20 protein-coding genes and 4 pseudogenes are annotated in these 25,665 nt (G+C 36.8%); 8 read left to right on the top strand and 16 right to left on the bottom strand.

All coding sequences use genetic code 11. The features are described 5' to 3' along the window. Nucleotides 1-35: 35 nt before the first annotated feature. The 5 genes and pseudogenes from hutG to hutP all read right to left on the bottom strand — a co-directional run bounded on the left by hutG (nt 36) and on the right by hutP (nt 6,028). Complete coding sequence (gene hutG / locus LC087_RS17495) at nt 36-995, bottom strand: formimidoylglutamase (RefSeq protein WP_226540971.1); 960 nt, start codon at nt 993-995, stop codon at nt 36-38. Then, nucleotides 973-2,224 (bottom strand): annotated as a pseudogene (hutI, locus tag LC087_RS17490) (imidazolonepropionase). The gene hutG and the pseudogene hutI overlap by 23 nt, the downstream one beginning before the upstream one ends. Nucleotides 2,225-2,237: 13 nt before the next feature. After that, nucleotides 2,238-3,900: pseudogene (gene hutU / locus LC087_RS17485) on the bottom strand (urocanate hydratase). Nucleotides 3,901-3,912: 12 nt separating this feature from the next. Next, a pseudogene (hutH, locus tag LC087_RS17480) lies at nt 3,913-5,432 on the bottom strand (histidine ammonia-lyase). 152 nt (nt 5,433-5,584) lie between these two features. After that, a complete protein-coding gene (gene hutP / locus LC087_RS17475; protein ID WP_226540962.1) occupies nt 5,585-6,028 on the bottom strand; it encodes a histidine utilization transcription antiterminator HutP in 444 nt (147 codons plus the stop codon). Nucleotides 6,029-6,292: 264 nt separating this feature from the next. On the opposite strand from hutP, the gene LC087_RS17470 reads away from it, so the two are divergent. The 3 genes from LC087_RS17470 to LC087_RS17460 all read left to right on the top strand — a co-directional run bounded on the left by LC087_RS17470 (nt 6,293) and on the right by LC087_RS17460 (nt 7,923). After that, nucleotides 6,293-6,445: a DUF2639 domain-containing protein gene (locus tag LC087_RS17470; RefSeq protein ID WP_226540960.1), complete on the top strand. Its 153-nt coding sequence runs from the start codon at nt 6,293-6,295 to the stop codon at nt 6,443-6,445. A gap of 230 nt (nt 6,446-6,675) precedes the next feature. Further along, a complete protein-coding gene (locus tag LC087_RS17465) occupies nt 6,676-7,158 on the top strand; it encodes a ferritin-like domain-containing protein (protein WP_226540959.1) in 483 nt (160 codons plus the stop codon). 96 nt (nt 7,159-7,254) lie between these two features. Then, on the top strand, nt 7,255-7,923 hold the full coding sequence (locus LC087_RS17460) for a VC0807 family protein (protein WP_226540958.1): 669 nt from the start codon (nt 7,255-7,257) through the stop codon (nt 7,921-7,923). Nucleotides 7,924-7,934: 11 nt separating this feature from the next. On the opposite strand, the gene LC087_RS17455 is transcribed toward LC087_RS17460, so the two are convergent. The 9 genes from LC087_RS17455 to LC087_RS17415 all read right to left on the bottom strand — a co-directional run bounded on the left by LC087_RS17455 (nt 7,935) and on the right by LC087_RS17415 (nt 15,273). Beyond that, nucleotides 7,935-8,516, bottom strand: coding sequence for a CAP domain-containing protein (locus LC087_RS17455; RefSeq protein WP_371932713.1), 582 nt, complete (start codon nt 8,514-8,516; stop codon nt 7,935-7,937). Nucleotides 8,517-8,589: 73 nt separating this feature from the next. Beyond that, nucleotides 8,590-9,672 (bottom strand): nitric oxide synthase oxygenase, encoded by a 1,083-nt coding sequence (locus tag LC087_RS17450; protein WP_226540956.1) that lies wholly within the window; start codon nt 9,670-9,672, stop codon nt 8,590-8,592. Nucleotides 9,673-9,724: 52 nt separating this feature from the next. Further along, on the bottom strand, nt 9,725-10,357 hold the full coding sequence (locus tag LC087_RS17445; RefSeq protein ID WP_226540955.1) for a response regulator transcription factor: 633 nt from the start codon (nt 10,355-10,357) through the stop codon (nt 9,725-9,727). Further along, the gene (locus LC087_RS17440) at nt 10,354-11,391 is read right to left on the bottom strand and encodes a sensor histidine kinase (protein ID WP_226540946.1); all 1,038 of its coding nucleotides are present in this window, start codon (nt 11,389-11,391) and stop codon (nt 10,354-10,356) included. The genes LC087_RS17445 and LC087_RS17440 overlap by 4 nt, the downstream gene beginning before the upstream one ends. Beyond that, nucleotides 11,388-12,080: a cell wall-active antibiotics response protein LiaF gene (liaF, locus tag LC087_RS17435; RefSeq protein ID WP_226540943.1), complete on the bottom strand. Its 693-nt coding sequence runs from the start codon at nt 12,078-12,080 to the stop codon at nt 11,388-11,390. Before liaF ends, LC087_RS17440 begins: the two co-directional genes overlap by 4 nt. Nucleotides 12,081-12,212: 132 nt before the next feature. Beyond that, on the bottom strand, nt 12,213-12,845 hold the full coding sequence (locus tag LC087_RS17430) for a PspA/IM30 family protein (RefSeq protein ID WP_226540941.1): 633 nt from the start codon (nt 12,843-12,845) through the stop codon (nt 12,213-12,215). Nucleotides 12,846-13,006: 161 nt separating this feature from the next. Beyond that, nucleotides 13,007-13,354: a lmo0954 family membrane protein gene (locus tag LC087_RS17425; RefSeq protein WP_306019741.1), complete on the bottom strand. Its 348-nt coding sequence runs from the start codon at nt 13,352-13,354 to the stop codon at nt 13,007-13,009. A 91-nt stretch (nt 13,355-13,445) separates the two neighbouring features. After that, nucleotides 13,446-14,828 (bottom strand): MATE family efflux transporter, encoded by a 1,383-nt coding sequence (locus LC087_RS17420; protein WP_226540937.1) that lies wholly within the window; start codon nt 14,826-14,828, stop codon nt 13,446-13,448. Beyond that, the gene (locus LC087_RS17415) at nt 14,818-15,273 is read right to left on the bottom strand and encodes a MarR family winged helix-turn-helix transcriptional regulator (protein ID WP_226540935.1); all 456 of its coding nucleotides are present in this window, start codon (nt 15,271-15,273) and stop codon (nt 14,818-14,820) included. Before LC087_RS17415 ends, LC087_RS17420 begins: the two co-directional genes overlap by 11 nt. A 339-nt stretch (nt 15,274-15,612) precedes the next feature. Between LC087_RS17415 and pflB the strand changes: the two genes are divergently transcribed. Together pflB and pflA are read left to right on the top strand one after the other, a co-directional pair. Next, complete coding sequence (pflB, locus tag LC087_RS17410; protein ID WP_226540933.1) at nt 15,613-17,841, top strand: formate C-acetyltransferase; 2,229 nt, start codon at nt 15,613-15,615, stop codon at nt 17,839-17,841. Nucleotides 17,842-18,112: 271 nt separating this feature from the next. Continuing rightward, the gene (gene pflA, locus LC087_RS17405; protein ID WP_226540931.1) at nt 18,113-18,853 is read left to right on the top strand and encodes a pyruvate formate-lyase-activating protein; all 741 of its coding nucleotides are present in this window, start codon (nt 18,113-18,115) and stop codon (nt 18,851-18,853) included. Nucleotides 18,854-19,012: 159 nt separating this feature from the next. On the opposite strand, the pseudogene LC087_RS17400 reads toward pflA, so the two are convergent. Then, nucleotides 19,013-20,114: pseudogene (locus tag LC087_RS17400) on the bottom strand (citrate synthase/methylcitrate synthase). Nucleotides 20,115-20,225: 111 nt separating this feature from the next. Here LC087_RS17400 and LC087_RS17395 point away from each other — a divergent pair. The 3 genes from LC087_RS17395 (at nt 20,226) to LC087_RS17385 (ending at nt 22,572) form a co-directional block, all read left to right on the top strand. Continuing rightward, on the top strand, nt 20,226-21,104 hold the full coding sequence (locus tag LC087_RS17395; RefSeq protein ID WP_306019740.1) for a LysR family transcriptional regulator: 879 nt from the start codon (nt 20,226-20,228) through the stop codon (nt 21,102-21,104). A 97-nt stretch (nt 21,105-21,201) separates the two neighbouring features. Further along, on the top strand, nt 21,202-21,561 hold the full coding sequence (locus LC087_RS17390; RefSeq protein ID WP_226540924.1) for a virulence activator alpha C-terminal domain-containing protein: 360 nt from the start codon (nt 21,202-21,204) through the stop codon (nt 21,559-21,561). A gap of 33 nt (nt 21,562-21,594) precedes the next feature. Continuing rightward, the gene (locus tag LC087_RS17385) at nt 21,595-22,572 is read left to right on the top strand and encodes an aldo/keto reductase (protein ID WP_226540922.1); all 978 of its coding nucleotides are present in this window, start codon (nt 21,595-21,597) and stop codon (nt 22,570-22,572) included. A gap of 286 nt (nt 22,573-22,858) precedes the next feature. Here the strand turns inward: LC087_RS17385 and adhE are convergent, their stop codons facing one another. Continuing rightward, a complete protein-coding gene (adhE, locus tag LC087_RS17380; RefSeq protein WP_226540920.1) occupies nt 22,859-25,462 on the bottom strand; it encodes a bifunctional acetaldehyde-CoA/alcohol dehydrogenase in 2,604 nt (867 codons plus the stop codon). Nucleotides 25,463-25,665: the final 203 nt, after the last annotated feature.

The raw sequence follows: 25,665 nt of genomic DNA, 5'->3' as shown, positions 1-25,665 counted from the left end.
ACCCCCACCTACTTTTATGGTGGGGATAGCATCCATCATTTCTGTAAAACAAGCCTTCCTTTTAAAAATTGCAAGATAACATGCGCCGCAACCCGACTAGTCATGTCTCGAAAATCGACAGTCGGATCGATTTCCACGATATCAATGGCTTCAACCTTTTTCTCCTGACCTAATAAAAACATGGACTCTAACAAGTAATCAGAAGTCATTCCCCCTGGTCCAATAGCTGGACATCCTGGAGCAAACGCTTGATCTAACACATCCATATCGACTGATACATAAATCGAATCCACTTCATCTTTCAGTTGATCTATACATTTTTTAATCATATGTTTAGGAGGGTGTTCCTTAACATCCTTCATAGAAAACATGGTCACGTGGTGTGACTCCCCATATTGTGAATAAGCTTTCGCATTAGAAAAATCGCGAATGCCTATTTGAATGAGATGGTCACCCTTTATTGCACTAGATTCTAGTAACCTTCTAAAAGGGGTCCCATTCGTTGGTCCTCCATCTTCTACATTGCGAAGATCATGGTGAGCATCAAATTGAATAACACCCACCTTCCCTTTATTTCTTTGCAACCCTGTAATGGTAGGACAGCTAATGGAATGATCCCCTCCTATAAAGATCCAATGTGTATCTTTATGATCGTTCGTTAACTGTTCAACGGTTTTCTCAATTCTTTGCTGACACTCAACTAAATCAGTAACATGCATATCGATATCCCCAAAGTCAGTAATAGGAAGCTCCTTTAAATCTAGGTCTTCTTCCATCGAATACGTGCTATATTTTTGCAACATGTTTCTAATAACATGGGGAGAGAAAGATGCTCCTGAATGACTAATAGACGGTTTTGATAACGGAATCCCTACTAGGCCAATGGGTGGGCTTTGTTGACCGCTCCATTCCTCCAAGCAATCTGCTATCTTCGTCACATGACGATCTTGAAAAGTTGCTTTTCCCGCTCCTTTAAGAAATGGTAGGTTGCTCATAAATTTTCTTCCCTTCTTTAAAGACAGAGTGAACATGATTGACACCATAATGATAAGGAATATAAAGATAGTTAGTAGCGTTCCAAATGACGATGTCTGCTCTGCGACCTTTCGCAATTTGTCCCGCTTGTTCTCCTCGATTAATGGCATGAGCCGCATTTACCGTAACGGCATTCCAAATTTCTTCAGGTGACATCTTTAAATGTAGTGCCGCTAGGTTCATGATAAGCTGAATATTTTCAGTTGGTGAGCTTCCTGGATTAAAATCAGTGGAAAGAGCAACTGCTGCACCAGAATCAATCATTTCTCTACCCCTTGCATGCTTTTCCTTCCCTAAATAAAAAGAAGTTCCTGGAAGGAGCACTGCGGTTGTATCATGAGCGGCCAACTCCTCAATCCCTCGATCAGATGCACCAACAAGATGATCTCCACTTTTAGCTCCTACTTCCACCGCTAGCTCTGTTCCTCCTAAAGGATCAATTTCATCTGCATGAATTTTCACATCAAATCCTTTTTGTTTCGCTCTTTGTAAATAATCTTTCGATTGTTCGACGGTAAAAACACCTGTTTCGCAAAAAATATCCACAAACTCTGCTAACTCTTCTTTTTTAATCGTGTCTAATAAGTCGATCATTTCTGCTAAAAATTCATCGGAACGTCCTTTATATTCAGGTGGAATCGCATGTGCACCTAAAAAGGTTGGAACGATATCAAGAACATGATCCTCACCTAATCGCTTTGTCACACGAAGCTGTTTTAATTCTGTTTCTTTGTCTAGCCCATAACCACTTTTTGCTTCAACTGTTGTCACACCATAGGATGCAAATCGATCTAAATGGAAAAGAGCCTTCTGAAACAATTGCTCTTCACTTGTTTTTCTTGTAGATGCAACCGTTGATAAAATTCCTCCCCCCTTGTTTTAGAATATCTAAGTAAGGGACACCTTGTTGTTTAAGGGCCATTTCATGTTCCCTCGACCCTCCAAAAACAAGGTGAGTATGAGGATCAACTAATCCCGGTGTGACAAGCTTACCTTTCGCATCAATCACTTCTTCAGCTTCGAGAGATACAGATTCTTTGTTTGATCCGACAAATACAACCTCGCCATCTTTAATTCCTACTGCAGAATCCTCTAATAATGAAAGCTGCCCCATTTCCTTTCCCCTAACAGGTCCGTGTTGCATGGTTAAAAGCTGCCCAATATTCGTAATCAATATATCTACTTTCATAAAAATGCCTCCTCTATTTATCCATCATCGGAACCGTAATATGATGTTTCTTCGCATGATCAACTGCTTTATCATACCCAGCGTCTGCATGTCGAATAATTCCCATACCCGGATCTGTTGTTAATACTCTTTCTAATCGTCTTTTTGCTCTTTCCGTTCCATCAGCGACGACAACCATACCCGCATGTAAAGAATAGCCCATACCTACGCCTCCACCGTGATGTACTGAAATCCATGAGCCTCCAGCAGCTGTATTCACAAGTGCATTTAATACAGCCCAATCTGCTACGGCATCACTACCATCTTTCATCGCTTCAGTTTCACGATTAGGTGAAGCAACGGACCCACAATCGAGGTGGTCACGACCGATCACAATCGGTGCTTTTAGTTGCCCATTTTGAACTAACTCATTAATCGCTAGTCCCATCTTGACGCGTTCACCATAACCAAGCCAACAAATTCGTGATGGTAACCCTTGAAAGTGAACCTTTTCTTGTGCCATATCAATCCATCTCATTAAGGCTTCATTCTCGGGAAATAATTCTTTTAAGAGTTGATCTGTACGATAAATATCTTCTGGATCTCCAGATAGGGCAAGCCCAGCGGAATGGCCCTTTCCCCTCACAAAACAGGGGACGAATATAGGCTGGTACGAATCCTGGAAAGTCAAACGCATGAGCAATCCCTTCATCTTTCGCTACTTGACGAATGTTGTTTCCATAATCAAAAACAACGGAACCTAGTTTTTGGAATTGAAGCATCGCTTGAACGTGAATTGCCATACTTTGTTTAGAAAGTTTACTATATTTTTCAGGATCCTCTTTTCTTAGCTGAGCGGCTTCTTCTAACGAAAAGCCTTTTGGAATATAACCATTTAACGGGTCATGTGCAGACGTTTGGTCTGTGACAATATCAATTGGAAACTGTTGATTGATTATTTGCTGATGAATTTCTGAAGCATTTCCTAATAGACCAATAGAAAGCGGTTCCTTTTTTGCTTTTGCTTCTTGAGCCCATCTTAATGCTTCTTCTAAATTTTCCGTCATTCGATCACAATAGTTTGTTGCAATTCTCTTTTCTATTCTTGAAGGGTCCACTTCTACAGCAATAACAACTCCACCATTCATTGTAACGGCAAGAGGCTGGGCTCCTCCCATTCCACCTAATCCAGCAGTAAGTGTAATGGTTCCAGATAGACTTCCACCGAAATGTTGTCTAGCAATTTCAGCAAACGTTTCATAAGTGCCTTGTAAAATTCCTTGTGTCCCAATATAAATCCAACTACCAGCAGTCATTTGACCGTACATCATTAATCCTTTTTGGTCGAGCTCATGAAAGTGTTCCCAATTCGCCCATTTTGGAACAAGAACTGAGTTTGAAAGTAACACTCGTGGTGCTTCTTCATGTGTTTTAAATACGCCAACAGGCTTCCCGGATTGCACTAGCATTGTTTCGTCCTCTTCTAAATTTCGCAATGTACGAACAATCCCATCAAAGGCTTCCCAATTTCGAGCCGCCTTGCCGATTCCTCCATAGACGATTAATTCTTCTGGTTTCTCCGCAACCTCTGGGTCCAAGTTGTTATAAAGCATTCGTAATACAGCCTCTTGCTCCCATCCTTTACATTCCAACTCCAACCCTTTTTTTGCATGAATCGTACGTGATTCCATCATCATCACACTCCCCTTTTATAATTGCTTTTCACGATCTGTAACGCTATATTTAGAAATATCAAACGTACTTAACCATTGAGACACTTTTTCAATATCCTTCGAAAAAATGCGATCTTGTTCAATAGAAGGAACCATTTTTCTCGCCTCATCATAAAAATCCTTTGTTGACGTCGCCATCTTCTCAACTCCACGATATTCGACGGCTTGCAGAGCGCAAATACACTCAATTGCCATTACTCTTCTGACATTCTCGATAATCATATAAGCATGACGAGAAGCAATGGTTCCCATACTTACATGATCTTCTTGATTCGCTGAAGAAGGAATGGAATCAACGCTCGCTGGATGAGCCAAGGTTTTATTTTCTGAAACAAGGGATGCGGCACTGTATTGCATGATCATCGCTCCTGATTGAAGACCTGGCTGAGCACTTAAAAACGGTGGTAAATCATTAAGCTGAGGATTGACAAGCCGCTCAATTCTTCTTTCTGAAATATTGGCTAGCTCACTCATCGCGACTTTCATAAAATCCATTGCAAATGCGATTGGTTGACCGTGAAAATTCCCTCCGGAAATAACCTTTTCTCCACCATCAAAGATTAACGGATTATCGGTTGCAGCATTCATTTCTATTTCAAGTTTTTCTCTCACATAATTTAATACTTGAAGAGAAGCTCCGTGTACTTGAGGAATACAACGTAAAGAATAGGCATCTTGAGTACGAAGCTGTCCTTGCTTTGTGACGAGTTGCTCCCCTCTAAATATTTACGAATACGCTTTGCCACATCTATTTGCTCTCTATACCCACGTACCCGATGAACATCGTGATCAAAAGCGTCAATAATACCCGTTAATCCTTCCATTGTGACACTAGCAATCAATTCACTTTTTAAAGCTAATGAATTCGCATCAATGTAAGCAACTAACCCCATCGCTGTCATGGCTTGTGTACCATTAATTAACGCAAGCCCCTCTTTTGCCTTCAACGTAATGGGTTCAATCCCTTCCATTATTAAGGCATGTTTCGTTTCTATTCTTTCTCCTCGGTAAAAGACTTCTCCCTCTCCCATTAAGACTAATGCTAAATGAGAAAGTGGTGCAAGATCTCCGCTAGCACCTAATGAACCTTGTTGAGGGACGACTGGATGAATACAAGCATTTAAGAGCTGGAGTAAACGTTCAATTACGACCTTTCGCACACCAGAATAGCCTTTTAACAATGCATTTGCCCTCAGTAATACCATCGCTCGAGATACACATTCTTTAAAAGGCTCACCCACCCCACAAGCATGCGAATGAATAAGATGTAGTTGCAAATCTTCTACATCTTCTGAATCGATTAACACATCACTAAATTTACCAAACCCCGTGTTGATCCCATATACGATCTTTTTTTCTTCTACAATTTTCTCCACTGACTTTCTAGAATGTCGAACATCTTCCCAACTAGCAGGATTGGCGGTGACCTTTTCAAAATTAAAAATGATCTTTTTCGCCTCATCTATGGTCAAATGGTTTCCATCCAATTGAATCATGCTCTCACCTCTTTTCTAAAATTAAACAAAAAGAGAGACCATACGAACAGAATATTCTTGTTCGTACAGCCTCCTAAAATTGTCATCATAAAAGATTAGAAAATAAAATTTCTAACCTTGAACAACCACTCATGTCTATTAACTATAGGCTTTTATATATGATTAATTCCGAGCCCCATCGTCTCATGCTCCAACCCTCTAACAGGAGCTCCTATCGTTCCATATAATGCTACCGCTATCCATTCTCCTTCTGCCTTGTCATCATAAGGGGTCCCTCTTACAACAGCAAAGCGTAAACCAACCGTTCGGAGAAGGTCTTTTAACTCTACTTGCCCTCTTGTTACACCTTGCATACTCTCAATAATGGCGTGATATAAAGCATGCATTTCTCTGTATAAATCACCATTCACGACAGCATTTCTTTTTGAGGCCGTCTCAATAGCTGCAACGATTTTTTGCAATTCCATTGAACCCACTTTTCCTTGACAATACGACCACCCAAGCTGACCTAGATGATTGGTAACTTCCCTTTGTTCTTCTGAGAAAGTAAGTCTTAAAGCTAATTGGCCAATTTTTTTATTTGAATGTTGAATCATGTAAGTCTCCTTACTTTTTCTAAAAGATGAATGAATCTTATTATTACTCTAATAACTAATCACTACTTCAAGTGTACGGTTTCTAGTTATAAACTGTCAATGTAACTGTCTCAAATTTTAGAAAATTAGCATTTTAAACTATTAACTATTTAACAGGAGAAAGAAATGAGTTTATCCACCACCTCACTCTCATTTAGCATATATTAAAAGTTCACGAATACAATATACAAAACAACTTGTCATAATGTTATTAGGAGGAATAGCATGTATTATGGGAGCAAAGGCTGGTATGTGAAAGAACTAAAAAAGTTAGGAGTTAATAAACATGGAGATTTATATATTGAAAGTTACAAACAGTATAAGCTTGCTCAATTATTAAAGGAGTACCAAACAAAGAAAAGCGGAAGAGTACGCTAAGCGACTTGGGATAATGAGCGTCAACTAATTACAGCCACGTCCTGTGGGCAACGATGATGCTAGGCTAGCACTTCCTGTGCGTCGAAAAACTTACGAGTCGCTGGGCGATGGAGCTAGACATTAAGAAAAACCCTATGAGACTCTCAATTTGGTACACAGGGTTTTAAAATGTTCGAAGTTAAACTTCCTCTATTACATCTTATCAACGAAACAAAGAAGGAGGAAAATTGATGTATCAATATGGAAGACCCGACTTCTATTATTATCAACGTTTGAATCAATCGGTTCAACAAGCAGCAAACTTAATTCAAGAAGCCGTTCAAGGAGAACGTAAAGATGAGCAATTTTATAACTATCTCATATCTGTTGCTCCAACTGCTGAAGAAAAAGACATCATTACGTCCATTCGAAATGATGAAATGAAGCATAATCAATTATTTAGAGACATTTATAGAAACTTAACAGGTCAAGAAGTTCAAACAAATGAATCCCCTTCCTATCAAGAACCGAAAAGCTATTTAGCAGGTATTAAAGAAGCCTTTTTTGGTGAACTATCTGCCGTAGAAGATTACCGAAAAATCAGAGCATTTTTTCAGAATTTTTACTATCGAGATATTTTGTACGAAATCATTACGGATGAGCAGAAGCACGCTGATAAATATAACTTTATTCTAAATAAAAATATCGCTAAAAAAGTAGGTATTAACATTTAATAAGTCGAACAAGGTTCGGCTTTTTTATTTTCCCCTTGATAATAATCTAATTATTGGATAATATTAGTATACGAACCATTACAAAGGGGGTATTGTATGAAAAAGAACATTGTTGTTTATGATATTATTTTTTATCTAATCTTTCCTGTAGTTATGTGGAATTCAGGGATTTTACGAGAATCACTTGGTGATTATTATGCTATGATCCTATCATCCGTTCCTGGAATCCTTTATAGTATTTATCGTTTTTTTGAACTAAAAAAAATCAATTTTTTTGGTGTTTATATATTGTTAACTTTAATCATTGGTACATCTGTTGAATTGCTTGCAGGGTCAGCCTTGCAGCTTCTTTGGAATCAAGTGATTTTCACTTTTTGTATGAGTGGTATCTTTCTTTTTTCTATGTTAATTAATAAGCCTATCCCTCTTTATTTTGCAGTTGATTTCGCTGAGCTTCAAGGCTATGATAAGTTTTTTAGTAAAAAGCTATATTATGAGAAAAAACTTCTTATTCTCTTTCACATTATTTGTCTCATTTTTGTTTTAAAAATGGTCATTTTAGCTTCCATTAAAACTTGGCTAATTATGGAGTATGGAGTAGAAGCTTTCGACAAAGGCATTGTTGTTCGTAAAATCTTCAATTGGATCATGTCCATTTTTACTGTCATTGGATTTGTTTATATTGGAAAGATCATTAACGACTCACCACAGTTAATCGAAAAGGTGAAAGAGGACCTTCAAAAAACAAAACGATCACCTGCGTAATCGTTTTGTTTTTATTTAGCGATAAACATTTGAGTCCAATATCCACCTTGACTAGAGCTACAATACCCTACCCCAATATGAGTAAATTTCTGGCTTAAAATGTTCGCCCTATGACCGCTACTGTTCATCCACGAATTCACTACTTGTTGAGCGGAAGTTTGTCCCTTGGCAATATTTTCTCCTGCTGTTTGATAAGAAATACCAAAGGAACTCATCATTTCAAATGGACTACCATATACAGGAGATTGATGAGAAAAATAACCATTATCTCTCATGTCACAAGATTTATATCGAGCTGTTCTTTGCAACTCCCAATCATGCTGATAACTCGTTAACCCAACTTTTTGTCGCTGAGCATTTGTTAATTCAACTACCTCCTCTTCTATCGCTTTTGTTTCTGTCTTCAAAGGAACTAACACCTTTTGATTAGGATATATCAGAGCAGGGTTTTTAATTTCCGGATTTGCAGCGATAATCTCGTCTAACCCGATCTGGTATTTCAATGAAATAATCCATAAACTATCTCCTTTTTGGACAGTATAGTTATCATAAGTTTGACCATAAACCATTCCATTCCATAAACAAAGCAGCACCAACAATACGGTTAAACTTCTTATTTTTTTCATCATACATATAGCTTAGACAAATAGACTAAAAAGTATGATGTCAGTATGGCTTTTCTTGATAATAATAATTAGGTTTCACATCCACATTACTATATTGTTTATGAAAAATATGCGTCGTTGCTGGTGATACAGGAGGAATAAGCCAAACCCAATCACCTGTTACCTTTCGACCACTTGATTCTTCATTTTTCTCAAACCGTTTAAATTGATTGGCTGCTGTATGATGATCCACAATACTTACCCCTGCTTGCTTATAAGAATGCATAACAGCCGTGTTTAACTCAATTAGCGCTCGATCTTTCCACAAGTGTGTGTTTAGACGTGTATCAATTTCCATTATAGAAGCTACTTTAGGTAGCATATTATATCTAGTTGTATCCGCTAAATTTCTCGCTCCAATTTCCGTTTCCATGTACCAACCATTAAAAGGAGATGCAATATAGTCAATCCCACCTATTTCTAACTTCATATCGGCTATCATTGGTACTGCATACCATTTAAGGTGTAAGTCTTGAAATCCTTCAATAAAGGGATGTGTAATAGGTACCTCTACTATCAATGATTCAGGTATAGGAACCCAAACTGGATCTTCATTATTTAACTGAATGACTAAGGGTAAGACATCGAAATGAGTTCCATTGCCTTTCCACCCTAGTTTTTCACATGCATTTGTAAAAGAAATTGAAGAAGAATCACCTAAAATTCCATGCTCTGTTTCATAACCTGCATAACGAATGAGTTGATGATTCCAAATTCTCACTTGATTATTAAGACTTTTTTTGGGCTTAAAAATGGTAATTGTCGGACGAATATTTCCTTTGTTCGTAGCATATTCAATGTGGTGAAAAAGGGCCTCTTTTATGTCTTCAACCGTATTTAGGTTTCGTTGATCAACGACATGAAGCTTGTCCCAAAAGAATCTTCCAATACAGCGATTACTATTTCGCCAAGCCATTTTAGCACCGTGACTCAGTTCTTCTTCCGTATGTTCATAAAAGCAAGAAGTGTCGATTTGCTTTTTTATTTCTCTAAGACGATTTTCTGTTTGTTCTATTGATTTGCCTAACTCTTGATAACACGTTTGTATAAATGATGAAGCTTCATGCCACAATTTTTCTTTCATTTGATGGTTCACCTCTCGTTGTAGGATCTAAAAAAGATATTTATGACTTCTCCTAGTCTGTTAATCCATGTTTAAAAGCATAAATAACCGCTTGCGTTCGGTCGTGAACTTGCAATTTACTCAAAATGTTACTAACGTGCGCCTTCACTGTTTTTAAGGCAATAAATAATTCATCGGCTATTTCTTGATTCGTTTTACCTTTCGTCATTAATAGAAGGACTTCCATTTCTCTTTCTGTTAAGTCTTCATAAAGAAAAGTTTTTTTCGGATTTCTCATTTTTTTCATTACTTTCCCCGTTACCTCTGGCTCAAGAACGGTTTCTCCTTGAAATGTTTTCCTAATAGCATCGGCAATCCTATTCGCTTTGGACGTTTTCAACAAATAACTAACGGCACCTGCTTCTATAGCCGGGTACACTTTATCATCATCTAAAAAACTTGTTATAATAATGATTTTCGCTTCCGGCCATTGAGTGATAATTTGCTTTGTCGCTTCTATTCCATCCATTTCATCCATGACTAAATCCATTAAAATAATATCTGGTTTTAAGTCAAGTGCAAGCAATACGCCTTGCTTTCCATTTGAAGCTTCTCCCACTACTTCAATATCAGATTGAGATGATAAATAAGCGGATACGCCAATGCGCACCATTTCATGATCATCAATGAGTAGAACTTTAATCATTTCTCAGAGCCCTCCTTTTTTGAGAAAATGGGTACTTTCACCTCAACAGTAGTTCCTTTACCTAGTAGGCTAACGATCTTGAAGGAACCACCAATTTCTAAAGCTCGTTCATGTATATTCCCTAAACCATATGAAGACGTTTTTTGCTCTTGTACATCAAATCCTACTCCATCATCTATTACTTTTAATATTAAAACACCTGACCGCTCCATTAAGAAAACATCCAATGATTGTGCCTGAGCATGCCTAAGAGTATTCGAAACAGCTTCCTGTAAAATGCGAAACAAATGATCTTCAATTCCTAAATCTATTTCAACATTTTCCACTTTCCATTCAATGGATATCGTTACTTTTTGTTTTAATTCATTTAGTAACTCTTCAACACCTTCAGATAGTGACTTTCCCTTTAAAGCAACAGGTCTCAAGTGTAACAGGAGGGCTCTCATTTCCAGTTGAGATTGGTGAATCATCTTTTCTACCATTTTCATTTGTTTTTGGTTATCACCTGGATTTGATTCATTCAATGCAGACATTAACATCGATGCTGCAAAAAGCTGTTGGCTAACTGAATCATGCAGTTCTCTTGCTAACCTTTGTCTTTCTTCCTCTACTACTTTTTGAACTCTTTTCTCCTGTATTTCGACCATTTCGTTGACAAGTTTTTGTGAACGCTTTGTCTGTTCCATAACATAAGATTGAAAGTCATCTAATTTTAATTGAATTCTTTTTATCTCAGGAATAACACTATACTTTTCATGCTTTTTATAAGAACCATGATGAAGTTTCTCCAGGGAAAAATCCACGTTTCGCAATTCATTTTTTAGATGAAACATAATAGGAATGGAAAAAACAAATCCTACGATCATAATCATTAAAAACAAAAAAACGATAAAGGGAAGCGTAAACACTTTTCGTTCCCAAAGAACCAAAAAATGATCAGGAAGAAAAACTTTGTAAAAACTAACCCCAACAACAATCGTGATAACAAAAATTATCGTAAACATTATGAATAAATAACGTTGAATTAGGTTCATATCCTCTTTACCTCCACATCACCGATGATAATGGAAGTAACAATTTTTAATTTCCTTGTAGCATCTGCATAGTCCTCCGTCGCATAAATGATTGTTTCATTCATTAGCTGTTGAGCTTGTTCCTCAAAAATACTAAGCCCTCCAAAAACAATCGAACTATTGATATGAACTTCGACATCGTAAGGAACGTAAATCTTGATGTTCCCAATTATGTTTCTAATAAAAATAATGGATTCGCCTCTTGGCAAAACCGTATTACTAACGTTTATTTCTGTATCTCCAATTCCAGCCTGTATATTCACATCTGTCCATTCATATAAATTCTTCGTCCTCACTTTATGAAATAACATGGAGTCGATTTTCGATTCTTTAAAACGATTAATATCCATTATTTTCGGTTCACTGTTCCTTTGTGAATATTGAATAATGATGTAAATGATAATGATGATTCCCGCAATCATAAACAGATCCGTGCTAAGGATCAAAATAATAATGAATATGATCCCTATCCAAAATAGTGATCTTCCTCTAGTCTTTTGATAGTTTTTACGTCCATAATAAATAAAAGCAGAAACCACAAGTAAAAAAAAGATCGGGATTTGATCAAAAAACAACTGGTCAACAAATATGAATAGTAATCCTGTTAAGATAAACCAGTTGACTGCATTTGTCGAAAACTTTGGTCCCATGACGACTCAACTCCTTTCTTTACTTGTGATATCCACAACATAAATCATACCACTTTATTTTAGCAAATTTGAAGGCTTTTCATATTTACAAAAAAGACGTAGTCATCTTTAGCAACTACGTCCTTTCCTTCTTTACTTTTCAACCTGTTCCATCTTTTTTTCTAGTTGCTCTAGACGAATGTCATTCTGGTGTTGATCATACTTTTCGTTCATTTGCCTTCCTAAACCTTCTATATAATATTCCATCTCGCTGAAGCGATCCAATGATTTAAACATTTGTTGGTCATCCATCATACGATCCATACGTCTGTTTGCTCGAACGTAGTTTTCTTTTCCCATTAGTTCCATTCTTCTCATTTTCATATCTTTTAACTTTGCGTTCATGTCTTGATACTTTTCTTCCAACTCTTTTAGCTGCATTAATGCATTTTCATATGAGCGTTCTAATGATTCTGTCCTATGTTCTAACTCAAGCTTCTCTTTAATCGCATATTCATAAAGGTCTGTTTCACCAGCTGCTTTAGCTACTTCTGACTGTCGTTCTCTTTTTCCAAATAAATACTTTGCTTCTTGTAACTCTTTATAAAATTCCTCTTTTAATCGATTCTGTCTTTCGACCAAGTTTCTTACTTTTAATACTTCCTGTTCACACTCTCTCAAATATTGATTAAGTGTTGCAATCGGATTTTTTTGTTCCTTTTCATCTAACAATTCATTTATATCAGCTGAAATTGAATTTTTTATACGGGTCAATATGTTCGTCATGTTAAACTCTCTCCTTTTCCATTTTCGATTTAGAATTTTGTAAATAGCTTTTTTAAGGTCAGCTACATAATTTGTTCCTAAATTTTTTTGAGAGAGCATGTCAACTTATCTATTGGATGGGGGAATGATTAGTTGACATCCCTCTAATAAGCCAAGAAGCGTTATTTATTTAATTCTGCCCATTGTTTTTCAAAGTTTGTGAAAGGATCATTTGTTTCATTCGAATGATGATCTAATTTCTCTTCATTCCATTTTTTATATATAACATATAAAACATAGGCAACAAACACGCCAACTAAAGCTGGAAAATTAGAAAGAGTTATACTGACTAGCACAAGCCCGATAATAAATAAAGCTACTTTCACTGTCATTGAGTTCGTTTTTAAAAACTCTTTTGTCACAAAGTAAAGAATCACTAAACTGATTGCTAAACTAATTAATGGTCCAATAGAACCAACTAAAACAAAAGTAGCGATTCCACCTATTATGAGAAGACCAACTTTTTTCATCAAGCTCCCTCCTTTCTTATATCTCCATGTTACACAGAAATAAGAAAGACCATAACGAGCTTGAGCTCCATTTTGCCATAAGACTTGAGGCTTAGGACGTTCTCAAGCTAGGGGATGTATCCTTCAAATCATCAGTTCTAAAGAGCATTTTTCTATCCTTTGTGATAATGAACAATGACAATAGAAAGGCAAAGAAATCAGAAATTGGAAAGGCGAGCCAAACCCCTATTACTCCGATAAAATGGGGTAACACTAATACAATTGGAATTAAAAATAACAATTGTCTAGCAATTGATAAAACAAACGAGATTTTTGCTTTACCTAGTGCCTGATATAATCCGCCAGACACCATTTGAAAACCAATCACCGGCGCAAGTAAGAACATCAACCTTAACGTCTCAGCTCCTTGGTTGATTACCTGTTGATCGGTAGTAAATATTGAAATCAAAGGCTCGGCAAACGTTAAAGCGATAATCCAAATAACAATAGACATCGTAGTAGCCACCATAAAGCTAAGCTTTGCCGCATGCCCTACACGACTATATTGCTTCGCACCATAGTTATATCCAACAATAGGTTGCATCCCTTGAACTATGCCAAACATCGGCATTAATCCAAACATTAAAATACGATTAATGATTCCATATATTGCAATTTGTGTCTCGCTTCCGTATAAAAGAACCATCCAGTTAATAGCTACAATTGAAACACTCGCCGCAATTTGTCTGACAAAAGTGGACGAACCAATGGCCACTATTTCTTTCACAATGGAGAGTTTCGGCATAAACCCAATCCATGTAAAGCTAACAGAACTTTTGCCACTCATGAAATAAGTAAAAATCCAAATGGCTGCACATGCTTGTGAAATAATTGTCGCAGTAGCCGCTCCACTAATCCCCATATCCAAACCAAAAATAAAGATAGGATCAAGAATGATATTAATTACAGAAGAAACAAGCATGGTGGACATAGCCATTTTTGCATTTCCTTCTGCACGAACAACATTATTGGTCGCCATCGCAAAGGATAAAAAGATCGAACCTAGTAGGAGAATGGATAGGTAATCACTTGCATAAGGTAGTAATACTTCTGTTGCTCCAAATATTCGTAATAGCGGTTCTAAAAATAAAAGTGCAATAATGACTAATAACAAACTAAAGAAAATAACGAGCCAAACAATATGTCCAAACACTTCGTTGGCTTTATCATCTTGCTTTTCTCCTAAACGAATGGAAACAACAGCAGCACCACCTACACCCATAGCCAAAGCAAAGGCTCCCATAATCATCTGAATAGGAAAGGCAATGGTTAATCCAGCTACCCCTAAAGTTCCTACACCTCGAGCAATAAAGATTGTATCAACGACATTATATAAAGCCATAACCATCATTCCTATAAAAGCAGGAAGGGATAAATTAACCATTAGCTTTGATATATTTTCAGTCCCTAATTTTTTACTTAATTCACTCTGCACTTTTTTCCACTCCCTTCTCTTGGATTTCTGTAACCATATTATTTACCATCTTTTTTAATAAACAAATGATCTGATCTTTTTCTTGTTCGGTAAAGTTTTCCGACATCACGTCATTTACATCTCTTAATACATTTAATATATCTTTCTCCACTTTTCGAGCTTTTTTCGTCAAATACACTAAGTTTTGTCGTCTGTCATCCGGAGATACCGTTCTCTTCACAAAACCTTCAGATTCAAGTTTTTGAATAGCACGAGTAACGGTAGCTTTATCAATGTACAATTTTTTTGATATATAGTCTTGAGTTACCCCATCATTTTTATATAAAAAAAGCAAAAACATCATTTGCCCTTTACCAATACCGATATCTAAGGTTTCAAATTGTCTAGAAATATAAATATGATTATAGCGATGGATTGTCGATATCCATTTACCAATTGAGTCCATGTACTTCACTCCGATCTATTTTCAAAATAGTTGCGCACGCAACCAAATTATCTATTTATTTTACCACCATTTAGTTGCATACGCAACTAATTGACTCTATCATAATTAATTAATCTAACAATCAATTTCTATTAAACTACTTCCTAGTTCATTGTTATAAAACACAAAATCTTCGAAAAACCCTGTACTAATAGAGAAATATGAACTTTTTCTGAACACCTTTCTACAGCAAATAATATGTGATAAATATCACAACTGATTGCGGAGTATTTCAGGTATGGTTAAATTAGAAAATAAATATGCTCAATTGTGAGCAAAGTTTTCAAGGAGGCTTTTTAAATGGAACAATGGAGAAGCTTTAAAGAAGGTAAATGGACAACAGAAGTGAACGTGAGAGATTTCATCATAAACAATGTTAAACGTTATGAAGGAGATGAGTCCTTTTTAGCTGGCCCTACCGATGCAACTTTATCATTGTGGGATCAAGTAATGGAGTTAACGAAGCAAGAAAGAGAAAACGGCGGCGTCCTCGATATGGATACTAAGATTGTCTCTACCATTACTTCTCATGGACCTGGTTATTTAAATAAAGAATTAGAAACCGTAGTAGGTTTTCAAACAGATAAACCATTTAAACGTTCAATGCAACCATTCGGTGGTATTCGTATGGCAGACACTGCTTGTACGTCTTATGGATTTGAATTGGATGAAGAAGTAAAGAAAGTCTTTACTGAATACCGAAAAACTCATAACCAAGGTGTTTTTGATGCGTACACACCTGAAATGAAATTAGCTCGTAAAGCAGGTATTATTACAGGGTTACCGGATGCATACGGTCGTGGAAGAATCATTGGTGATTATCGTCGCGTTGCTTTATATGGAGTAGATTTCTTAATTGAAGAAAGAAAACAAATTTTAAATGAAACGGTAAGTAGCACAATGGATGAAGACATCATTCGTTTAAGAGAAGAATTAAGTGAGCAAACTCGAGCGCTACAAGAATTAAAACAGCTTGCTGCAGCCTATGGATTTGATATTTCAAAACCTGCTATTAACGCGAAAGAAGCATTTCAATGGCTTTACTTCGGTTATTTAGCTGCAATCAAGGAACAAAATGGGGCAGCCATGAGTTTAGGCAGAGTTTCAAGTTTCTTGGACATTTACATTGATCGTGATATTGAAGAAGGTAATCTAACAGAGCAAGACGCTCAAGAACTTGTCGATCATTTTGTCATGAAGCTCCGTCTAGTCAAGTTTGCTCGTACACCTGAATATAATGAATTATTTAGTGGTGATCCAACATGGGTTACAGAGTCTATCGGTGGTGTTGACTTAAATGGCCGTTCTCTAGTTACGAAAAACTCATTCCGTTTCTTACACACGCTTGATAACTTAGGTCCATCACCTGAACCAAACTTAACCGTGTTATGGTCTACAAAATTACCAGATCAATTTAAGAAATATTGTGCAAGAATGTCAATTAAAACAAGTTCAATACAATATGAAAATGATGATATGATGCGTGAAAAATACGGTGACGACTATGGAATTGCTTGTTGTGTGAGTGCTATGGCGATTGGTAAGCAGATGCAATTCTTTGGGGCAAGAGCAAACTTAGCGAAAGCTTTATTATACGCAATTAACGGTGGAATGGATGAAAAGTTAAAAATGCAAGTCGCACCTCCTTTTGCACCTATAACAACGGAGTATTTATCGTTTGAAGATGTAATGGCACGTTACGACCATATGCTTGATTGGTTAGCAAGTTTATATATTAATACATTAAATGTGATTCATTACATGCACGATAAATATAGCTATGAAAGAATCGAAATGGCGCTTCACGATCGTGATATTTTACGGACAATGGCCGCTGGAATCGCTGGATTATCCGTTGTCGCTGACTCTTTAAGCGCGATAAAACACGCAAAAGTTCGTACAATTCGTGACGAAAACGGTCTTGTTGTTGACTATGAAATTGAAGGTGATTTTCCTAAATACGGTAACAACGATTCAAGAGTAGATGACCTTGCTGTCGATTTAACTGAACGTTTCATGAAAAAGCTAAAACAACATAAAACATACCGTAATTCAGAACACACCATGTCAATCTTAACGATCACATCTAATGTAGTTTATGGTAAGAAAACAGGAAATACACCTGATGGAAGAAAAGCAGGCGAACCATTTGCTCCAGGGGCGAACCCATTACATGGACGCGATCAAAAAGGAGCACTTGCATCGCTAAGTTCTGTCTCAAAAATTCCTTATGAGTATTCTTTAGACGGTGTATCAAATACATTCTCTATCGTACCGAAAGCACTTGGTCGTGAAGAGGATACACAAGATATGAATCTCGTTGCGATTCTTGATGGATATGTTGAAAAAAAAGGGCATCACTTAAACATCAACGTATTCAATCGTGAAACATTGATGGATGCTATGGAGCACCCAGAAAAGTATCCACAGTTAACCATTCGAGTTTCTGGTTACGCGGTTAACTTTATTAAACTTACACGCGAACAACAAATTGACGTGATTAACCGTACATTCCACGAAACAATGTAACAAGAAAAGCGGTAGCGCCCGTTTAGCGACGAAGGGGCTTGAGCACTTCGTATGAGATAAAGGAAACACGAAATGCCGCAGGCTTCGATGTTGACTTATCATAAGGAGAAGGGCGAAAACTTACGAGTCGCTGGGCGCGGAAGCTGGACAACAAGAAAAGCGGTAGCGCCAATATCAAGTGGAACCAACTATTTAGACTAGCATATACTATAAATATTGATGAGGCTGGCATGAACATGTCAGCCCCACATTGAAAGAAGGTCTGATCACGATGAAAACTCGTATTCATTCAATTGAAACTTGTGGTACTGTTGATGGTCCTGGCCTACGTTATATAGTATTCACACAAGGATGCCTATTACGTTGCCAATATTGCCATAACCCTGATACATGGAACGTACGTGGAGGAAGAGACATCACCGTTTCGGAAATTATCAACGATTTAAAAGAATATCTCCCTTTTTTAAAAGCGTCAGGTGGTGGGATCACGGTTAGTGGCGGGGAACCGTTATTACATGTTCCATTCCTCATCGAGCTATTTAAAGAATGCAAAAAACTAGGTGTTCACACAACCATTGATAGCTCTGGAGGATGCTTTCACAATCACCCAGCCTTTATTCAACCTTTAGAAGAACTTTTAAAATATACAGACCTAGTTTTATTAGATTTAAAATTGATCGATGAAAAACGTCATAAAAAGCTTACAGGTATGACGAATCGTCACATTTTAGACTTTGCCCAATATCTATCCGATAAGGATATTCCAGTTTGGATTCGTCATGTCCTTGTTCCAGGAGTAACAGACCGTGAAGATGACCTAGCTTGGTTAGCAGATTTTATAAAGACCTTAAACAATGTCAAAAAAGTAGAAGTACTCCCATATCACCAATTAGGTATGTACAAATGGGAAGCTCTCGGCTTAAAATATGAACTTTCACATGTCGATCCTCCGAATGATGAGCAAGTCAAACATGCGTATGATGTCTTAATGGGAAAAAAGGTTTTAGTATGAATTCACAAATGAATATTTAATAGGCTGTGATCATCCAAAATGAGAACAGCCTATTTATTTTGTTAGAGACAACAAAAGTTACAATTCTTTTGAGGTATGTGAGGAAAAGCTCTTTTATTCACTCCCCTTCCCATCCGGTCAACCATCATCGATATAACATTACTTTATCCCCTCTTCCATCCTCCCAACATACTCAGCCTGTGGGCGATAGATCGTATTATTTTCTGCTTGCTCTAATACGTGCGCAGTCCACCCGACAATACGTGAAGCTGAAAAAGTAGGTGTAAACAACTCCGGATCTAAATGAATTGACTTCATGATTGCCGCAGCATAAAATTCTACATTGGTATATAATGACCGGCCTGGTTTCACTTCATCTAAAACCTCAATGGCTGTCTCTTCAACATGTATAGCAAGGGCTAACCATTTATCTCCTTCTGTTGTTGAGTGTAGCAACTTCTCTCGTAGGGCAACCGCTCTTGGATCATGCGTTTTATACACTCGATGTCCGAATCCCATTAATCTTTCCCCATTGGTCAATTTTTCTCTAAGGACTTGTTCTGCATTTTCTTTTGATTTTATTTCGTCTAAAAGGGCAATGACTCCTGTTGGTGCACCTCCATGTAGAGGTCCCTTCATTGTCCCAATTGCTGATGTAATAGCTGATACGAGATCTGATTGAGTGGAAATCGTCACTCTTGCAGAAAAAGATGAAGCATTCAGTCCATGCTCGAGGGTCAATATCATGTAAGTTTCTAATGCGCTTACTACTGCTTCTGAGGGCTTACTTCCTGTTAGCATATACAAATAATTTTCAACATGTTTAAAGTCTGGACTGGGTTCAACAAATGTTTCTTCTTCCACTATACTTTTTCTGTAAGCAATTATAAGTGGAAACACAGCCGTTAAGCGAATCGCTTGATCCACCGTTGGTTTCCATTGATAGTCTATAACCCCTTCAGAAGATATCACGGTTCTTAAAACACTCATCATATCCATCTCTTTTGGTAAAGATCGAATAACTGACTTCATTGTCGTTGTCAAATACCGATACTTCATCAATTTCTCATGAATCATTTTTGTCTCCTCTTCAGATGGTAAATAACCATACCAAAGTAAAAAAGCGACCTCTTCAAAAGAATACTTCTTTGTTAAATCTCCAATTTGATAACCTCGATAAAGCAGTAATCCTTCTTTTCCATCAATATGACTAATTTTTGTTTGCGCATGCGATAATCCCCTTTAAACCTTCATTCATCATTTAACATTTCTCCTTTCCGTTTGTTACCAACATTGTATGATATAATTTTAATTAATAAAATTAAATATTTTTAAACTATTTGATTAAAATTATTAATTATGGAGGTTTATGATGGATTTAACTTGGACTCAAACGTTTATTACCGCTACAAAGCTTTGTAACTTTAGAAAAACAGCTGACCAACTTTATATCTCTCAACCTACCGTAACCGTTCATATAAAACTTTTAGAAAAGGAACTAGGAGTGAAGTTATTTTTACGAGAAGGAAAGAAAGTGAAATTGACAGAGGAAGGAAAGCGATATTTCAATCATGCAACTGATTTAATCGAGGTTTATGAGAAAGGCATGGAAGATCTTCAAACATACAGTCAAGGGTACACAAGGAAACTATCTATTGCTATATCTCCACTGATAGCAGATACAATTTTACCCTTTGTTTTAAAGAAGTATTTAGAGTACCATCCAGATGTTGAAATATCTGTAAAAATAATTGAGTCTAGTGAAATAGAACAGTCGGTTTTAAATGATAGAGTTGATATTGGCCTATCTTGTCTCCCTAGCTATCAAAAAGAACTCGACAGTGAACTACTGTATAAAGACAAAGTCGTTTTAGTGGCTCCTCACGATGGAAAAGATCTCGAATCTGCTCCCCCACTAGACGAAGAAGAACTATTAACTTCGAATTATTTATTAACCCATAATCATCCTAGCTATTGGGACGATTTATCCAAAACTATAAAGCAATTTTATCCTGCTACCAGAATGATGAAAGTGTCACAGATTCATATTACGAAACGCTTTATAAGTGAGGGATTAGGCATTTCTTATCTTCCATCCTCCACCATAAGACGAGAACTACTAGAAGGAAGGCTTTTAGAAGTTGAGACCCATTCGTTTCAGCTACCAGAAGCTCACACATACGCCATTCTAAAATATCACCATCGAGAGCAAAAAGAATTTTTACATTTTTTATCACAATACAGGATTTAGCAGTTACCCTATATTACCCTTGGAAGCTTACTCTATTACAAATGAAGGGCAAAAAGAACTAACAAATTGGCTCCTTTCACCACCGGAACCTATAAAGGTGAAAAATCCCTTTCTTATGAAATCTTTCTTTATGGACAACCTCCCCTTAGAGGAAGTCTTATTTAAACTAAAAATACACAAGAATGAAAGAAAAGAACGACTCAATAAAATGAACAAGCTTGTAGAAGAAAGATGGCTCAGTATTAAAGAACGTAACATCATGAAAGCAAGAATTCTTTTAAGTTCCGCTGTTTTGAAGCGTGGGATTGAACAAGAAAAACAATATATTAAATGGTGTGAAGAAACAATTCAGTTTATTGAACAATGCCAAACATTGTGGGATGATCAAGAAGAACCATACTCACTAGATGAGTTTGACGCAATCTACTTGAATTACATGCAAGGAGTACTTGAATAAAAGCATTAGAATTAAATAAAAAGGAGGGATTTTATGTCTCAATTTCCGATTAAAAAAAGACATATATCGAATAGCCCTATCGTTTTAGGATGTATGGGGTTTGGAGGAGAGCGGGGTACTGACCATTATTCCCAAGATGATATATATAAAATGGAGATAGCCATTGATGCCGCTCTTTCTTCTGGAATCACGATGTTCGATCATGCAGATATATACCGTAATGGAAAAGCAGAGAAAGTATTCGGTGAGGTGTTAAAGGCAAACCCCTCACTTCGAAATAAGATCGTCATTCAAAGCAAATGTGGGATTCGTTTTCCTGATGACTTAGGTCCAAAAAGGTATGATTTTTCAAAAGAGTACATTATACAATCTGTTGATAACATATTACAAAGACTTACTATTGATTCTATAGATGTTCTCCTTCTTCATCGACCAGATCCACTCATAGAACCTGAAGAGGTTGCTGAAGCATTTGAATGGTTAAAATCCTCTGGAAAGGTTCAACATTTTGGCGTTTCCAATATGAACAAATCACAAATGGAACTAATGAATGCTTATCTTGAGGACCCTCTCATTGTTAATCAATTAGAAATGAGTCTACGAAAACTTGATTGGGTTAACGAAGGAATTTCGGTTAATCAACAAATAGGTTTAAACAATTATTTTGCCGATGGACTATTGGAGTACAGCAAACTAATTGATGTGCAAATCCAAGCATGGGGTTCTCTCGCAAACGGGATTTATTCTGGAAGAGGACAAGCTAATGTATCGAAAACAGAAAAGAATACAATTCAATTAGTGAACAAACTTGCAGAAGAAAAGAACACTTCTCCTGAAGCGATTGTCATTGGCTGGTTAATGCGTCACCCTGTCAAGGTTCAACCAGTAATCGGTACAACAAATCCGGAACGCATTCAAAAGTGCGCAGATGGAGTGCAGCAATCAAAATTAATGACACGAGAAGAATGGTATGAGCTATACGTAACGTCTAGGGGAGACGAATTGCCATAAGAAAAGCGCAAGCATATGCATTTAGAAATACTTAAAATTTCATGCTGTGTGTGCTAAACTATTCATGTCCTTCATACGGACATACCTCCTTCTATGGTGAGATGAAGTGGTCGGGAAACCATCTTTATCCTACTATGAAGTGAGGTTTTTTTTAATACCACGCTATAAGTTTTCCTGAACGCCTGGTAGCTAGAAGTTTTCTAAGCCATAAAAACACCTCCTACTTGCAGTTGGGAAGTAGGAGGTGCTTGGGAAGGGGAAAGTATATTTCATTTATATTAAAGAATTAAACACCTTTAAACGCGTTACGGTAAACTTCTGCTAATTCAGTTACAAGAGGTAACTTTGGATTTGCTGGTGTACATTGATCTTCAAAAGCAAGTTCCGCTAATTCGTCTACTTTTGCTTCGAACGCTTCTTTTGTGACACCATTTTCTTTAATGCTCATTGGAATGTTAAGTTCTTTTCCAAGCTTAATGACCGCTTGAACTAGGCTTTCTACTCCTTCTTCGGTTGTGCTAGATGGTAATCCTAGCATTCTTGCAATCTCAGCGTAATGAACATCCGCTTTGAAGTATTCGTATTTAGGGAATGCTACAAATTTCTTAGGTTTAATCGCATTATAACGAATAACATGTGGCATTAAGATTGCATTTGAACGTCCATGAGCAATGTGGAATTCTGCTCCTAATTTATGAGCCAAACTATGGTTAATTCCTAAGAACGCATTTGCAAATGCCATACCTGCAATCGTAGATGCATTATGCATTTTTTCACGAGCGACTTCATCGCTACCGTTATGATAGGCTTTTGGTAAATAGTCAAACACTAGTTGAATGGCTTTAAGCGCTAATCCATCCGTATAATCATTCGCCATGTTAGATACATACGCTTCAATCGCATGAGTCAATACGTCCATACCTGTATCAGCTGTTACATGTTTAGGAACCGTCATGACAAACTGCGGATCAACAATCGCCACGTCTGGAGTTAACTCATAGTCTGCTAATGGATATTTTACATTGTTTTCTTTGTCTGTAATAACAGAGAACGGTGTTACCTCAGATCCAGTACCAGATGTAGTTGGAATTGCAACAAATTTCGCTTTCTCACCTAGTTTAGGGTACTTATACGTACGTTTACGAATATCTAAGAATTTTTGTTTAATGCCATTGAATTCAGTTGCTGGTTGCTCATAGAATAACCACATTCCTTTGGCGGCATCCATTGCTGATCCTCCACCAAGTGCGATGATGACATCTGGCTTAAAGCTATGCATCATTTCTGTACCTTTCATCACCGTTTCGATAGATGGATCTGGTTCAACATCAGAGAAGATTTCACAATGAACATAATCAGCACGTTTTCTTAAATTATAAAGTAATTTATCAACATATCCTAATTTAACCATTCCTTCATCTGTTACGATCATCGCTTTTGAAATGTTCGGCATTTTAGACAAGTATTGAATAGAATTTTTCTCGAAAAATACTTTTGGTGGAAGTTTAAACCATTGCATATTGACATTCCTTTTCGCCATTTTTTTAATATTAATCAAATGAACCGCTCCAACGTTTGTAGAAACTGAGTTACCACCGTACGTTCCACAGCCAAGCGTTAAAGATGGCATATATGCGTTATAAATATCACCAATGGCCCCTTGAGAAGAAGGTGCGTTTACAATGATACGACCTGCTTTCATTCTGATTCCAAACTCATCTAATACTTTTTGATCTTCAGAATGAATAACAGCAGAGTGTCCTAAGCCTCCAAAGTTAAGCATTTCTTCTGCACGAGTCATTCCTTCTTCTGTGCTACGTACTCGGTAGCAGGCTAATACTGGACTTAATTTCTCACGAGATAGTGGATATTTTGGTCCTACACCCTCTATTTCAGCAACTAAGATCTTTGTATCTTCTGGTACTTTTACTCCAGCCATTTTCGCAATTTCATAAGCTGGTTTACCTACGATATCTGCATTAACTGCACAAGATTGCTCGTTAATGACTAATTTTTCTACTTTTTTACGTTCTTGTTCATTTAAGAAATAGCAGCTATGGTACGTCATTTCATTTTTAACTTCTTCGTACACTTCTTTATCAATAATAACAGCTTGTTCAGAAGCACAGATCATACCATTATCGAATGTTTTAGATAAGATTAAATCGTTTACTGCACGTTTTACAACAGCTGTTTTTTCAATGTAACAAGGTACGTTACCAGGACCTACACCTAATGCAGGTTTCCCAGAACTATAGGCTGATTTCACCATTCCAGCTCCACCAGTCGCTAAAATAAGTGCTACACCATCATGGTTCATTAAGTTTTTCGTTGCTTCTAAAGATGGTTTTTCAATCCATTGCACACAGTTTTCTGGTGCTCCTGCTTTTACAGCTGCATCACGGACAATACGAGCTGCTTCACTACTACATTTTTGAGCAGATGGATGGAAAGCAAAAATAATTGGATTTCTTGTTTTAATAGCTGTGATCGCTTTAAATAGGGTTGTTGATGTTGGGTTTGTTACAGGAGTAACTCCAGCAACCACTCCTACAGGTTCAGCAATTTCTACTACATTGTCATATTCATTATTAGAAATAACACCAACAGTTCGATCATACTTAATATTATGATAAATATATTCTGTAGCGAAAATATTTTTCGTTACTTTATCTTCAAAAACGCCACGTTTTGTTTCTTCAATTGCCATTTTAGCCAAGTGCATATGTTTATCTAAACCAGCTAACGCCATTTGTTTAACAATTTCATTGATAGCTTCTTGATCTAATCCACGAAACTCTTCTAAAGCCTTATTTCCTTTTTCCACTAACTTATCAACCATTAAACGAGCTTCTTTTTGTTTGTCGATTACTTTCTCTTCAACTACCATGGATAAACCCTCCTAATTTGTATGTGAATATTTTCACATACATCTTTAAAAAAATTTAATTAAGGTTATTTTCTTTTCTATGAACTCATTATATAACGCTATTAGCGATTTGTGTATGTCTAATTTGTGAACTATTGAACAAAGTAAAAATGTAAGCGCTTAACACATGATTATATCTGAGATTTTTCTTCACCCTTTCTTAA

It is taken from the genome of Bacillus carboniphilus, assembly GCF_020524035.2.
In the GTDB taxonomy this organism is placed as follows: domain Bacteria; phylum Bacillota; class Bacilli; order Bacillales; family JAIVKR01; genus Bacillus_CC.
The sequence above is the reverse complement of the archived record's forward strand: the minus strand, read 5'-3'. Positions and strand labels throughout refer to the sequence as shown.

Bases quoted from the DNA above. Each gene is read 5' to 3' on its own strand.
- hutG (WP_226540971.1), bottom strand. From the start codon at position 995: ATGAGCAACCTACCATTTCTTAAAGGAGCGGGAAAAGCAACTTTTCAA.
- hutP (WP_226540962.1), bottom strand. From the start codon at position 6,028: ATGATTCAACATTCAAATAAAAAAATTGGCCAATTAGCTTTAAGACTT.
- LC087_RS17470 (WP_226540960.1), top strand. From the start codon at position 6,293: ATGTATTATGGGAGCAAAGGCTGGTATGTGAAAGAACTAAAAAAGTTA.
- LC087_RS17465 (WP_226540959.1), top strand. From the start codon at position 6,676: ATGTATCAATATGGAAGACCCGACTTCTATTATTATCAACGTTTGAAT.
- LC087_RS17460 (WP_226540958.1), top strand. From the start codon at position 7,255: ATGAAAAAGAACATTGTTGTTTATGATATTATTTTTTATCTAATCTTT.
- LC087_RS17450 (WP_226540956.1), bottom strand. From the start codon at position 9,672: ATGAAAGAAAAATTGTGGCATGAAGCTTCATCATTTATACAAACGTGT.
- LC087_RS17445 (WP_226540955.1), bottom strand. From the start codon at position 10,357: ATGATTAAAGTTCTACTCATTGATGATCATGAAATGGTGCGCATTGGC.
- LC087_RS17440 (WP_226540946.1), bottom strand. From the start codon at position 11,391: ATGAACCTAATTCAACGTTATTTATTCATAATGTTTACGATAATTTTT.
- liaF (WP_226540943.1), bottom strand. From the start codon at position 12,080: ATGGGACCAAAGTTTTCGACAAATGCAGTCAACTGGTTTATCTTAACA.
- LC087_RS17430 (WP_226540941.1), bottom strand. From the start codon at position 12,845: ATGACGAACATATTGACCCGTATAAAAAATTCAATTTCAGCTGATATA.
- LC087_RS17425 (WP_306019741.1), bottom strand. From the start codon at position 13,354: ATGAAAAAAGTTGGTCTTCTCATAATAGGTGGAATCGCTACTTTTGTT.
- LC087_RS17415 (WP_226540935.1), bottom strand. From the start codon at position 15,273: ATGGACTCAATTGGTAAATGGATATCGACAATCCATCGCTATAATCAT.
- pflB (WP_226540933.1), top strand. From the start codon at position 15,613: ATGGAACAATGGAGAAGCTTTAAAGAAGGTAAATGGACAACAGAAGTG.
- pflA (WP_226540931.1), top strand. From the start codon at position 18,113: ATGAAAACTCGTATTCATTCAATTGAAACTTGTGGTACTGTTGATGGT.
- LC087_RS17395 (WP_306019740.1), top strand. From the start codon at position 20,226: ATGGATTTAACTTGGACTCAAACGTTTATTACCGCTACAAAGCTTTGT.
- LC087_RS17385 (WP_226540922.1), top strand. From the start codon at position 21,595: ATGTCTCAATTTCCGATTAAAAAAAGACATATATCGAATAGCCCTATC.
- adhE (WP_226540920.1), bottom strand. From the start codon at position 25,462: ATGGTAGTTGAAGAGAAAGTAATCGACAAACAAAAAGAAGCTCGTTTA.